Raw genomic sequence first — 13,584 nt, 5'->3', positions numbered from 1 at the left:
AGATCCGACACGCGCTTCGGGAGGATGAGCGCCTTACGTCCCGATAGGACGGGCCGAGGGCGGCGGCAGGCTTCGGGGATGCCATGCGACTTGCAGCTTACAATGTCGAAAACCTGTTCGATCGTCCCAAGGCGATGAACCTGGAAAGCTGGGCGGACGGCAAGCCGATCCTGGAGAAGTTTGCGGCCCTGAACGAACTCCTGGGGGAAATCACCTATACCGCCGCGCGCAAACGCCAGATGGCAGAACTGATGATCGAGCTTGGTTTGGAAAAGTCCGATACCGGCCCCTTCGTCATATTGCGCCGCAATCGCGGCGGACTGCTGAAGAGGCCCAAAGCTGGCGGCATCGAAATCGTCGCCGGCGGCCGGGCTGACTGGGTAGGCTCGCTGGAATTGCGGGACGAGCCGATCAATGAACATGCTATGCACAACACAGCGCGCGTCATGATCGATGTGGAAGCCGACGTTCTCGGCGTGGTCGAGGCGGAGAGCCGTCCGGTGCTCGCCGCTTTCAACAAGGAGATCATAGCTGCCATGGGTGGAACGCCGTTCCGCCATGTCATGGTGATCGATGGCAATGACGAGCGAGGCATCGATGTCGGTCTGGTAACACGCGAAGGCTATCCGATTGGACTGATGCGCAGCCATGTTGACGATCTGGCGTCCAATGGCGAGCCAATCTTCTCCCGCGACTGTCCGGTATTCTTCATCACGACGCAGTCCGGCAATTCCCTTACCGTGATGGTCAACCATCTCAAGAGCAAGGGCTATGGCAGCATTGCCGCCAACAATGCCAAACGGCATGCCCAGGCCGAGCGTATCAAAGCGATCTACGAAACACTGCTGGCGGAAGGCTACGAGAATATTGCAGTCATTGGCGACTTCAATGACACGCCGGACAGCAACCCGCTCAAACCGCTTCTCGCCGACAGCGATCTCAAGGATGCTTTCGAGCACCCCGCCTTCGACGATGGAGGGTGGCCTGGGACCTATGGTCTTTGCAATGCGTCGGACAAAATCGACTACCTTCTTTTGTCGCCAGGGCTTTTCGAGCGGGTCGAGAGGGGTGGCGTGTTCCGGCGCGGCATGTGGCCCGGTTCGCGGCCTGTCCGCTGGGAAGTCTATGGCGAACTGAAGCGCAAGCAGGACGCTGGTTCCGACCACGCCGCGATCTGGGTGGACATCGACATCTGACACAAGGGTGTAGCGTCAAATCCCGACCTGAGTCCGCTGTCGCCTGTTGCAGAGGTTTGTGTTCAAGTCTTGACCGGCTACCGCAGGGAAAAATTGCAATCATCTCTCGCGGGACTACCATCATATCAGTTTCGGAGGAGGAAACCATGCCCAAATATTTCGGTGAGAATTCCCGAATCCGGCCTTACCTTGTGACTTGTTGCAGTTTCCTGTCGTTGTTGTCGGCGGTTTGCATAGCGGCGTCAGCGTCTCTTGCTGGTGCAGAAGAATTGCCTGGCCTTGCTGTCGCCGATTTCGACTTCAGGGATACGTCGGGCGAAGTCAGAGATCAGACCGCCGAACACGACGCTCGGCTGGAGATGTTTGGGATCAGCCTGCGCGACGGGATTTCGGATGGCGAGAAGACCAAGCTCGTTACGCTGCCTTGTCAGGCACAGCACTGCTCGGCCAATCACATCGGCCTGCGGACCATCGCGGCGCAGGCAAGGAAGGCCAATGTGAGATATCTTCTATTTGGAGAGATCCATAAGATGAGCACGCTGGTCGGCTGGGTGAAATTCGCCATGGTCGATTTGAACAAGAACGAGCCCATTTGCGACCGGTTCCTGACTTATCGGGGTGACACTGACGAGGCTTGGCGGCGTGCGGCGAAATTTACAGCGCGTGACATCGTGAAATACTGCCTGCCGTAGCTGGCCTGTGGCCGTCAGTGACTGAAGCAGGGACCGACCCGGGCTTCGGGTTCAGCCACAACGGTTGTCACACTTCGATCTGTCTGCCGATGTAAAGTGAGGGAATTCCATTCTCACGGCGCCTGCCGGTGAGCGAATTCGCCCGCTTTGAAGAGGACGACAATGGTCTATCGAATCGATCCCGACAGCCTTGGCCGCTATAACCAGGCCGGTAATCGGACAACCAGCGTCAGCGCTGCGCAGCAGCGGGTATTCCAGCAGGCCATTCAGGAAGCGATCACAGATCGCAGAGAGGCAGGCGGGCCAGCCCAGTTCAACCCTGAGAACGAGCAGGTAGCAGTGGTCGAGGCAGGCGATACGCCTGAAGGGATTGCAAGCAAGTTCAATGTCAGCCTCGAGGATCTCAGGAGCGCCAATCGCGGCATCTTCGGCGGCGCCAATCCGCTGGAGGTCAATGAGGTGGTTTTTCTTCCGCCGAAGGACCCCGTGCTCGTCGCCCAGGGGCCGCGAAATAGGCAAGGCGTACCTGCTGGCGAAGAGGCATTCCGCAGCGACATCTATGACCGGGCCAACGAACTGCAATATGACGACAATGCAACGCTTGGCGATCGTGACAGGTTGCGCGCCGAACTTAGACAGGATGTGAAGACCTATCTTGATGCCTTGCCGGCCGCGGAACGGCAGGCAGCGGCAGAGCGGCTACTGGGCGACGAGGCGGACTGGCAGGACGCAACCGTCGGACGCGAGGCGATCAAGGCCGGGCAGGATGATAGCTTCGCCGGGGAGCTTTACCTGAAAGGCAACAGGGTCGAGTACGCCGAGCCGGGCGTGGATACCACTGCCGCAACGGCTGGTATCGCCAACGACGTCAAAACTTATATCGAGAGCCTGCCGCCAGAGGAACGTACGGCGAGGCTGCAGGCGCTTTATGACCATGACTGGCGCGACGCCGGTCCGGCACAGATTGCCATCGAAGATGCCGCGGAAGATATGGGCATCACATTGCGCGAAACGACCCATGCAGGACCGGAGGTGGAGAGCCAGGCGCGGACTGTGATCGATCGGGCCAAACAGGCCGGTTCGCCGGATGAAGTAAAACAGGCCTATGACAGGCTCTATGCCGAACAGCCTGCGGAAGTCCGTCAGGCGCTCGATATCAATCTGGAGGCACAGCAACTGCTGCGTGATGCGACGCAGCAGGGCAAGATCGACGCGATGATGGAGGAATGGGATCCCCAGGACTTCCACAACGAAGAGATGATGGCGGCTCTTCGGGGTGAAAATCCCGATCTCGGACAACTGAGCGAGGCCGGCAAAGTCCATCTCATCGACAAATATGTCGACCTTTATTGCGACCTCAACGATGCGGGCAATATGCCCCCGATGATCTCGTCCTTGATCGACTTTGCCCGCTTCGATGCCGATCCGGCTACGCGTGATCTGATCGTCAGCCGGCTTGCGCACAAGGCGCTTGAGTTCAATCAGAATCCGATGGAGGGAGATCCGGTATACTTGGCCAATGCCGCCATGCGCGCCGCGAGCGGGGATCTCTATACAGGCACGGAGCTCAGTGCCGAAGACACGGACAGCCTCAAGGCACTGATCAATGGCATGCAGCCGGAGGAACTGGCCTCTTTCATCGGCCTGTTCGGCGACAGGGATATGCTCAGCCACCCGGGCAACAATACGACCGAGGTGAAGGCGCGTCTGCTCGCAACGATCCTTGAGATGCCGCCAAGTCCGACCGTGAGCGCGGGCGTGCAGGCTCTCTTCGCCGGGGCCAACGATGCGATGCCTCCGGAAAGCCTGGAGCAGCTTGCTACCGCGATCGCTCGTGAATGGTATCCGGGCGATCCGGCAAGGCAGAGCCAGGAGGCGGAGCGCCTTTCGGGCATACTCGCCACCGATCAAGGCAAGGCATTGCTGCTGCAGAAATACATGCCGGATCAGGGGGATGTCAGCCTTAATGCCCGGGTTCAGGCTCTCTTACAAATTCGCGGCGATGCGGGCATCGACGCCAAGACACTGCAGCAAACGGATGACCCATGGCAGAATCCGGTCTTCACGGATCCGATCGCCCAGGAAGCTGCAACGCCTTACCTGACTCTGCGTGGAGATGCGCCGATCGTCCATTCGGGCACCGACCTTGACAACATGGTCGGAACCGCGATGGGGGCACAGCCGGTGCTGCCGGAAGGCACGTCGCCTGATGACGTGCAGGCGCAGGTGGTCGCGGGCACTCTTTCGCTTTTCCAAGGCGAGCAGAATGAACATGTCCAGACGGTTGCCAATGCGATCAGGGAATATGGCGGCGACAATGCGGCGGTGACGGTGCTGCCGATTCTCTACTCCAGCGCCGAGACCGGCACAGTTAGCTTGCCATTGTTCCGGATCGATACGCCGGAAGGCGCTAGGTTTGTCGATAATCTTGGCCGCAAATACGACAGTTTTGACCAATGGAAAGCGGAAAACAAATTGCCGCCAGGCTCGATGACTTATCCGACGGATGGGCATCTCACCCAGAATGCCGACGGTTCGGTCAGGCTGTCAGCGCCGGAGGCCACACCGGAAACGGTCGATACGTTCGGTGAGCATGTCACCGGTATCCTGGATAAGGCAGCACTGGTCGGCGGTATCGTGCTGGCGGGCGCCGTGATCATCGGCAGCGGTGGCACGGCAACGCCACTGGTGGCGGCCGGCGGTGTTGCGGTGGCCAGCTGGGGGGCATACCGCACCGGAACCGAGCTGGCGGATCGGGCCGAGCATGGTCAATCCATCAATCCGCTGGACAATTCCGAGGCCCGCATGCTCTGGCTGAATGGCGTTGCCAGCGTGGCGGGAGTGGGCGCTTTCGCCAGTGCGGGCAAGCTGGCAAGCCTGGCGGCCAAGGGTGCCCCGCTGACGCCAGCGATGGCGCGGGTGATCGGCGCGACGCAGGCGATCTCGAACACCGCCGACGCAGCGGCCATTGTCAATATGGGCCACTACAGCGTTGCAAACTGGAACAGGCTGTCCGGCGAGGAGCGGATGTCGGCCATCCTGTCCATGGGCTTCTGGGGCGCCACCATGGGGATGAACGCCTCGCGCGGCCCCGGCCTTTCCCCGCGCACCATACCTGACATGTTCAACCCGGAGGCCCAGATACGCAATCTCAATGCAGCCTATACGCCGCGTGTCGTCGACGATCCCAGCTTGCCGGGCAACGAAATCCACATCGTAGATGATCCAGCGACGGGCGGCTTCACCATCCGGACGGGGCCGACCGCATCCGAAGCGGACATCGCCAACCATGTGCATGTGGCCCGGTTGATGTATCAGAACAATGGCCTCTCCGGGCAAATGAAGAGCCTGTTCGGCGCAGAGACCTACAAGCCGGGCACTAAAGCCTATCGAATCCGATTCGAGGCGGAAAAACTGGGGCCGAAACTGCAGCAGCTCAGCGATGATTTGCAGAACCCGAATCTGACCGAAGCACAGAGGGCGCAGATCCAGGCGGAGATCGACGACTACGGCTATTTCCTGGCCGGATTGCAACGGGCAGCGACTGATCCGAATGTCGATGCCAACGCCATTCGCCAACCGGCGACCGGCAAGGAAATAGCGTCCACCGATGGCCCCAGTGGCACCGGGCAGGGCTCTTCTCAGGAGGCCCTGGAATCCTACTGCCGGGCCAACGGGCTTAATCCGCAGGATTATGTCTGGTATCGACGCCCCGGCGCCAATGGCCAGCCGGATACGGCCGCTCTGCGCCGTGCCAGCGGAAGCACGACCGCGCCTGAACTCGAGGTGCGGGTGGGGCCGAACGGGCACCGGACAATCGTTCCGAAGCCGCCAACCACCACACCTTCATCCAACGGCAGGATCGGCGACGCGGCGGAGAACCACGCGATCGAAACCTTCAAGCAGCGCGGATATACCACGATCCTGACAGTGAAGAACCCGTCGGGCCACGGGGTAGACCTGTTCATGTATAACCCGACGACCAAGCAGTATGTCGTGGCGGAGATCAAGGCTAATTCCAGCCAGCTAAGCCCCGATCAGAGGCTGGGACCGACCTATGCGCTTGATCGGATGACGCGAGCCGCCGAGGGGCAGGGCAGTTGGTCATCCGCCAGCCCGGCAGACAAGCTACGCGCGGAAGTGGCATTGCGCGAAATGCTACCCGGCGAAGCACGGCCCGATATCCACTATCTCGTCATCCGCTACGATGTGGATCCAGGCACGTTGGAGGTTTCCAATCCGCGGCATGTAAGCTGGGGCGCGCAGGAGGGCATATCCACCGGGGGCGACCTGTTCAGCCTCGATGGGCCGCCGGAGTTCCCAGTCAACCCGGATTGGCTGTCAGGCGACGGCGTTCCTTGAGATCCCCTCGACGACATTTAGCGGCAGACGCGCCAGCCGCACAAGTGCCGGCTTGACCCTACCTGCTTGATGTGTCGTCGGCACCGCCCGATCCGACACCTATCCCGATGCCGCCGCCCATGCCCATACCCATGCCGCCCCCTCCTCCGCGGCCGGAACCTCTTTCTCCACGCTCACCTTTGCCTCCAGAGCCTGAAGGTCGAGTCGGGCCTTGTATTGGGATTTCCAGGTCGGCGGGGATAGGCGCAAGGTCGAGCGCCTTGCGTATGAAGTCGCGAAGCGAAACGACAAGCTCAGCGGTATGCACGGGCCGTCCTGCTATCAACTCGCGCACGGCCCGCTCTGCCAGTCGAACCTGTTCCTCGGTGCCGAGCAATATGATGTCCGACAGGGCCGCTTCCACAGCATCTCTGATGCGCCGTGGCCGATCTGATCCTGGCTCGCTGGGAACGTCGCTGCCTTCGACTTGCTCGACTCCGGCTTCCGGTTGACTGCGCCGATAGTCACGTAGATGGCGTGGGTCGACGGTGAGATTTCCGGTGAACGAACCCCCCAATGTCTTGTAGGCCGCGATCAGTGTCCGCAGCCGTTCATTGATCTGCCGGTTCACCCGTTCACGCCGTTGCTGGATGGTGAACATCATCAGCAAGCGGATACCGATGCTGATGAATGTGAACAGGGCGATGCCGATCAAAGTGACCAGAAGGCCGTGCCAGGATGTGAAGTCAAAGCCACGCATCTATTCTTTTTGGTTGCCGCCCAATCAATGCCTTTCGACCTTGCCGGAATCTACTTGCATACCGCTTCGTCAGAAGATAGCCCCCACATGATCCGGGCGGACCATAATACCGGATGCACCGATGAGACCGGGAAGCCCAGGATATTCTGCTGTCGATGGAAATATTCTGCTTTCGCAGTGAGTTCTGTTATAAAATGATAACCGGATCGTTGATTCTCAGAGAAGAAGGTCCCGCTGCTTGAATCCTTTCTTCTTAATGGCGGGTTGGAATTTGTCGTTCTCCGGATGCATAGCCCAGATTTGGGCCGAAATTACAGGCTTTGAAGACGCTGATAGATCCAACTTAGGCTTTCATAAACCAGTACAGTATGTATACTTCAAATTAGGTCGGTACCATCGAGGCGATCTGCAGCATCAAGATCGTCCTCGTACCAAGAAATCATGAGGAGGATGAATGCCGAACCGCTTTACCTATATAAGCCTGCTTGCGATCTCGACATTCATATCAGGCCCTGTTTTCTCTCAAACAGCCACTACACAATTCAATGTTCAGATCACGATTAATGCCGAATGTCAGATCAATTCAGCAAGCGATCTGGACTTCGGCGAGACAGGCGTCATTGACACTGCCGTCTCGGCAACAAGTACAATTGGCGTTCAGTGTACCAATGGAACCCCCTATGACATCGGCCTTAACGAGGGAACGGGTGCCGGCGCGACGGTTGCTTCGCGTCTCATGACCGGACCAAATGATGAGACGGTTGAATATTCCCTTTATACGGACACCACGCATACTGATGTCTGGGGCAATACAATCGGGACTGATACTGTCACAGACACTGGAACAGGCTCCGAGCAAACCCTGACAGTCTACGGCCAAGTGCCGGTGCAGGCTACTCCAACACCTGGAGCCTATACCGACGTCATCACTGTGACGCTGACCTACTGACGACTCTGAAAAGGAGAAGAGTGGGTGAAGCTGCTCATTGTAGCTGCCGTTGGTATATTGTTGAACGTGCTCGCCAGCACGACGTTTGCTGCCTCCTTGAGGGTTGCTCCGGTCGTACTTGATCTCAAGGCACCAACTGCGGCCTCCACGATCCGAATCTGGAATGACGAGAGTCGCCCTATAAACGTGCAGGTCCGCATCTTCCGGTGGTCCCAGCGCAACGGGGAAGACTTTTATGAGGCGACAAACGACGTCGTGGCCAGTCCGCCGATAACCACCCTCCAACCCGGCGGCGAGAATCTTATCAGGATCGTCAGAACAACAAAACGGCCGGTCCAGGCGGAAGAAAGTTATCGGATTGTCGTCGATGAATTGCCTGATCCGTCCCGCCGCAAAAGCGGCACAGTCGTCTTGGTCGTTCGGCACTCGATCCCGGTATTTTTCAGCCGGACCGATGCTGCCGGAGCCAACCCGTCATGGTCCGTCAGGCCCTTGCGAGGAGGCTATCAGGTTACAGTCAGGAACGGTGGAGCGCAGCGGCTGAAGGTGTCCAATCTGGCATTGAGCGACAATGGAAGGGTTGTCGGCAAGAAAGATGGACTGGTCGGATATGTCCTCGGCAACGCGACAGCAAGTTGGATCGTGCCTGGCACGGGGGCTGGTCGGCCATCCGGAGGCTCGCTGACAATCAGCGCCGATAGCGAAGCAGGGCGTTTCGATGCGACCGCGCGTATTGGCGGCGGGTAGCCTGCTGGCGTCAATGTCAATCGGATTGATGCCGTCGCTGGACTGTGCTCCTGCCTTTGCGGGATCACTTCCGCCAGTGGAAATTCCCAAGGACATGGGCCTGCAACAAGAAGCCGGCCCTGTTCGCAACCTACAGCTTGAAGTGTTCGTAAACGGCAGGCCGACCGATCTCATCGCGGAATTTCGGCAGGAGGCGGATGGGAGCCTCTCCATTCAGCCGGATCAGTTGCGCAACGTGGGAATTGCTCCGGCAGGGCAAGCGCAAAGGCCGGATGGACTGATCAATATCTCGCGTCTTCCGGATGTTTCCTACGAATTCGATGAAGTGTCGCAGAGCATCCATTTCACCGTTGGATACGACGCCATCTCCACGCGCATCATCGAGGCGCACAAGGCTGAGTCGGAGGTTCCGAAGGCTCAAAGCGGTGTAGGCGGCCTTGTCAACTATACGATATTTGGGAGCACCGGTGGCGACGGAATCGACGACATGTGGGCCTTCGAAGGCGTTTCGGGATGGTTCGAAGGGCGAGCATTCAGTCCGCTCGGTGTCATCAGCCATTCCCAGATCATCAGTTCGTCATCCGACGAGACCTACGATTCCGTGCGTCTCGACACGACGTGGTCGTATTCGGACCCTCGGACGATGGTTACCTATCGCGCGGGTGACCTGGTCACAGGAGGACTGAACTGGACACGCCCGACTCGTCTTGGCGGTATTCAGATCCAACGCAATTTCGGATTGCGCCCCGACCTGATAACCATGCCTTTGCCGGAGTTGTCGGGATCTGCCGCCGTCCCCTCGACAGTGGATGTTTATGTCAACAATACCCGCCGTCTGTCGCAGGAGGTTCCGCCCGGTCCCTTCGAAATAACAAACCTTCCGGTTATTACGGGCAGCGGCACGGCTCGCGTCGTCGTACGGGATGCTTTAGGGCGTGAAACCGTTTCCGAGACACCGTTCTTTGCTTCATCCAACCTGCTTGCACCGGGATTGTGGGATTTTTCCGCAGAAGCCGGTTTTGCTCGCCGGTTCTATGGCATCGAATCGAACGACTATGACGATCGCCTCATGGCATCGGGCACGGTGCGATACGGTCTCAGCGACCGGCTTACCCTGGAGGCCCATGCCGAGGGTGGAGGAGATCTCCTGAACGGAGGCGCGGGCGTGATATTCGGCATCGGGAATTACGGTGTCGGATCATTCGCGGCGGCCGCGAGCACCTATGACGGACAGACAGGATACCAGATAGCTGGCAGCATCGAAGTTCAGCTATGGAATCTGCACCTTTATGGACGGACACAACGCACCTTCGGTGACTATCTGGATGTCGCCGCGGTAACCGTCGAGCCGTCATCACTACTGCCGGATTTTGACCTCCTCAGCGTAGCGCCGCCCCGGTCGCTGGATCAGGTCTCGCTCTCGGTTCCTTTGAAGTTCGATCCGTCGACCTTCAATGTCAGCTACACGCAGTTTGAAACGGTGCAGGGTGACCGGTCTCGCATTCTCGGCTTTTCATACAGCCGTCCGATCGGCAGCAGGGCATCGTTTTTTGCCACCGCTTATAAAGACTTTGAGGAAGACGACTCCTTTGGTGTGTTCGCTGGTCTGTCGATGACACTCGGAGGCGATGTCCATGCTTCGGTCGGAACGTCTTCCGATTCGGAAGGAACCACGGTGACAACCGACTTGATCAAGTCTGGCGGTAACGAGATCGGCAGCGTCGGTTGGCGTCTTCGAGACACCGAAGGTGCCCGGACCAACAGGCTTGCCTCTGTCGACTATCGTGCGCCGATCGGCCATTTCGAGGCAGGGGTTGAGCAATACGAAGATCTCTATCGGGCAAGTGCCCAGATCAATGGTGCCGTGGTTCTGGCTGGCGGCGGCATCTTCCTGTCGAACAGGGTCGATGATGCCTTTGCTGTAGTAGATACTGGGGCTCCGGGTGTCGATGTCGAATATGAGAACAGGCCCGCCGGCCGCACGAATCGAAGCGGCAAGCTCCTGCTTTCCGACCTGCGCTCCCATGAGCCCAACAAGATTACGATCGATCCTACAAATCTTCCCGTGAACGCGGAGGTTAAAGGAACCCGCGAGACCACAGTGCCGGCCGATCGCAGCGGCACGGTGGTCAAATTCGACGTCGATACGGAACCGCAAGCGGCCCTGGTGACCTTACGTGATGAGGAGGGCGCTTTCGTCGAGACAGGAGCCACGGGTCGGCTTGCCGGGGGATCCGAGGATTTCGTCGTCGGCTATGATGGCCAAGCCTATGTCACCGGGCTCGGATCGAACAACACGGTCACGATAGAACAACCGTCGCGTGGCCGGTGTGAGGCGACATTCGCGTTCCAGCCACGGCAGGGAGAGCAGGTCGCCATTCCCGATGCGGTCTGCCGAGCTACCCAATGAGGCACGCGATGCGCCCTACTACGCTGTTCGTTCTCGCGCTACTTTTTCTGACACCGGTCCCGGCATACGCTCAAAACTGCTCTTTCAGTGTCACCGGCGTGAATTTTGGCAGTGTGGATACATTGTCCGGTGCGGCGGTGGACGCTACCGGAACCGTGGAGGTGACGTGCGAAGGTCTGCTTGGTGCACTTCTTCCTGTCCGTGTCTGCCTGAACATCAATGCAGGCTCAGGCGGCGCGACTTCGGGAACACGCCATATGCGCAATGCCGCCAACGCTCCCCTGAATTTCAACTTCTATCAGGATGCCGCGCGTCAGACGCCGTGGGGCTCGCGTACGCAACCGGCTCTCGGAAACCCGGTATCACTCACATTCAGTGGCTTCGTGATCGGAGTTCCGCAGACGCAGGTGGCAACCATCTATGGCAGGGTCCTGCCCAACCAGCAGAGCGCTGCGACCGGGGGCTACACATCGACCTTCTCTGGCGCGGACGTCTCCTTCAACCGTGCAACTGCCCTGACTGTTCTATTGCTGCCTGACTGCCAAAGCATCACCGGGAACACGACGTCTGCCTCTTTCACCGCGCAGGCCAATGTTGTGCCGAATTGCCGTGTCACGGCCCAGAACATCGATTTCGGCAATCACGGAGTTCTGGACACGGCAGTCGACGCTGCTGGCGGCCTCGATGTCACTTGCACGCCGGGGACGGATTATGCTGTTGCCCTGAACAATGGGCTCACCGGCACCAGTCCGACCGACAGGCGCATGACGCTTGGTGGGCAGGCAGTCGTTTACGGACTTTACAAGGATGCCGCCCGCAGTCAGCCCTGGGGGAGTTCAGGTGGCCAGTTGCTTTCCAATACCGGCACTGGGGCAACACAGAGCGTGCCGGTTTATGGGAGAGTTCCGGCACAACCGACACCAGCACCTGGCACCTATACCGATACGGTCGTGGTAACGGTAACCTATTAACTACACGCCCCACCCAGGACTGAAGCATTCAAGCGATCGGTCTCGCGGCTGAGATTCCCCGAGCTTGGTGTTTGCTCCGGGCGCCCTGCGGTCGTGGACAAAGGTTGTCGTCATAATGGATTTGGCTGTTTTCCGCTGATTTTTATCAGCCGAGAAATTTCCTTTGCGGCATCCTGCAATGCCGGCAGATAGCGTTCCAGCATCAATTCAGGCGTTGCACGTGATTCGGGGGCCCCGACATTGATCGCCGCAACGATCTTCCCGGACTCCCCAAAGACGGGCACGGCGATCGAAATCAACCCCTCCTCGAATTCCCCGTCCACCAAGGCGAAGCCCTGCTTGTTTACGGCGTCCAGTTTCTGCCTGAACAGCAGCGGATCGGTAATTGTACGCGGAGTGGCCGCTTGAAGGCCGCGCTGATGCAAGAGAGCATCAACGACTTCCGAAGGTTGGTGGGCCAACAATACGCGGCCCAAAGCAGAAACCGGCGCGGGAACACGTGTCCCGACAGAAATTGTAATAGACTGAACAATGCGGCGGGCTTCAGCGCGGGCAATATAGATTACATCCGCTCCGTCGAGCACGGCGAGGGAGCAGTTCTCTTGCAACTGGTCAACGACCTGACGCAGATACGGCGTGACGAGTTGCGGAAAATTCCAAGTGGAAAGATATGCATAGCCCAGCTCCAGAAGCTTCGGCTGTGGCTCGAACATATCATTTTCATTCCTCAGGTAACCAAGCTCCGACAGCGTGAGCAGGAACCTGCGGGCAGCCGCGCGGCTGAGCCCTGTCAAGTTGGCTGCGTCGCTGGTGGTTATGCGGGGGGTATCAAGGGAAAATAGGCGGATGATCTCCAAACCTCTTGCCAGGGCAGAGACGAAGTCCGCCGGCTTGATGCTGCTGATCGGTTTCGAAAGCTTGCGGACGACCTTACGGGAGTTCGGTTGTACGGTGGTCATGCCAATTCCCCTCGGTAGTTCATTCCGTTGTGCCCAAAACCCTGTAACGCGCATGGCTTTACAAGACTTTCGCGCCTTTGTACGAAAAACACCATCTTAGGCAAAGCTATTTATCGTGCTTCTTGCCCGCGATGGGGGCATGTAAGTGCCCGTCAAGATCGCGCCCTACGGTATGGCTGCACTATCGGAGCTGAAAAAGGCCTTAATCCGGAGCCCATAGAAGACAGTCCAAGTGGAAGCTCTGAGAGTCTGGCCACTGCTCCCAATTCTGAGAAATAGCTGGTATTGCCAATATCGCACATATGTGCGAAAGTTTACATATTGCAGCTGATCCACCCCCATTGAACGGGTCCACCTTGAAGTATGGTTTTGACCATGAAGGAGGACCACAATGGCAAACAAGCGACACAAGCCCGACGAGATCGTCACGAAGCTTCGGCAGGTTGAGGTTTTGCGCGGCCAAGGCATGGCGATGGCGGATGCTGTTCGCCAGATCGGCGTTTCCGAGCTGACGTTCTACCGGTGGCGTAAGCAATATGGCGGCATGAGCCGTGACCAG

10 protein-coding genes are annotated in these 13,584 nt (G+C 58.6%); 8 read left to right on the top strand and 2 right to left on the bottom strand.

The window, feature by feature from the left end:
* Positions 1–83 precede the first annotated feature (83 nt).
* The 3 genes from L598_RS11350 (at position 84) to L598_RS11340 (ending at position 6,250) form a co-directional block, all read left to right on the top strand.
* Positions 84–1,196 carry an endonuclease/exonuclease/phosphatase family protein gene (locus L598_RS11350; protein ID WP_144862601.1) on the top strand — a complete coding sequence of 371 codons (1,113 nt, stop codon included), beginning with the start codon at positions 84–86 and terminating at the stop codon, positions 1,194–1,196.
* A gap of 269 nt (positions 1,197–1,465) precedes the next feature.
* Positions 1,466–1,888 (top strand): DUF2380 domain-containing protein, encoded by a 423-nt coding sequence (locus tag L598_RS11345; protein ID WP_210244985.1) that lies wholly within the window; start codon positions 1,466–1,468, stop codon positions 1,886–1,888.
* A gap of 162 nt (positions 1,889–2,050) precedes the next feature.
* Entirely contained in the window at positions 2,051–6,250 is a 4,200-nt protein-coding gene (locus L598_RS11340) for a DUF4781 domain-containing protein (protein WP_144862597.1), read from the top strand.
* A gap of 58 nt (positions 6,251–6,308) precedes the next feature.
* Here the strand turns inward: L598_RS11340 and L598_RS11335 are convergent, their stop codons facing one another.
* The gene (locus L598_RS11335; RefSeq protein ID WP_144862595.1) at positions 6,309–6,989 is read right to left on the bottom strand and encodes a hypothetical protein; all 681 of its coding nucleotides are present in this window, start codon (positions 6,987–6,989) and stop codon (positions 6,309–6,311) included.
* Positions 6,990–7,443: 454 nt separating this feature from the next.
* Here L598_RS11335 and L598_RS11330 point away from each other — a divergent pair, with 454 nt between their 5' ends.
* The 4 genes from L598_RS11330 (at position 7,444) to L598_RS11315 (ending at position 12,066) form a co-directional block, all read left to right on the top strand.
* A complete protein-coding gene (locus L598_RS11330) occupies positions 7,444–7,938 on the top strand; it encodes a spore coat U domain-containing protein (protein ID WP_144862593.1) in 495 nt (164 codons plus the stop codon).
* 24 nt (positions 7,939–7,962) lie between these two features.
* Positions 7,963–8,685, top strand: a complete 723-nt coding sequence (locus L598_RS11325) for a molecular chaperone (RefSeq protein ID WP_186445009.1) — start codon at positions 7,963–7,965, stop codon at positions 8,683–8,685.
* A gap of 94 nt (positions 8,686–8,779) precedes the next feature.
* Positions 8,780–11,095 carry a fimbria/pilus outer membrane usher protein gene (locus L598_RS11320; protein WP_246658719.1) on the top strand — a complete coding sequence of 772 codons (2,316 nt, stop codon included), beginning with the start codon at positions 8,780–8,782 and terminating at the stop codon, positions 11,093–11,095.
* A gap of 8 nt (positions 11,096–11,103) precedes the next feature.
* The gene (locus L598_RS11315) at positions 11,104–12,066 is read left to right on the top strand and encodes a spore coat U domain-containing protein (protein ID WP_144862589.1); all 963 of its coding nucleotides are present in this window, start codon (positions 11,104–11,106) and stop codon (positions 12,064–12,066) included.
* Between the two features lie 110 nt (positions 12,067–12,176).
* Here L598_RS11315 and L598_RS11310 read toward each other — a convergent pair whose 3' ends face one another.
* On the bottom strand, positions 12,177–13,025 hold the full coding sequence (locus L598_RS11310; RefSeq protein ID WP_186445008.1) for an IclR family transcriptional regulator C-terminal domain-containing protein: 849 nt from the start codon (positions 13,023–13,025) through the stop codon (positions 12,177–12,179).
* A gap of 391 nt (positions 13,026–13,416) precedes the next feature.
* Here L598_RS11310 and L598_RS11305 point away from each other — a divergent pair.
* Positions 13,417–13,584 (top strand): transposase (locus tag L598_RS11305; RefSeq protein WP_144862585.1); only part of this gene is annotated, 168 nt, incomplete at its 3' end.

Source organism: Mesorhizobium sp. J18 (assembly GCF_007829525.1).
In the GTDB taxonomy this organism is placed as follows: Bacteria; Pseudomonadota; Alphaproteobacteria; order Rhizobiales; family Rhizobiaceae; genus VLJP01.
Note: the sequence above shows the minus strand (reverse complement) of the source record. Positions and strands in the feature narration are given on the sequence as shown.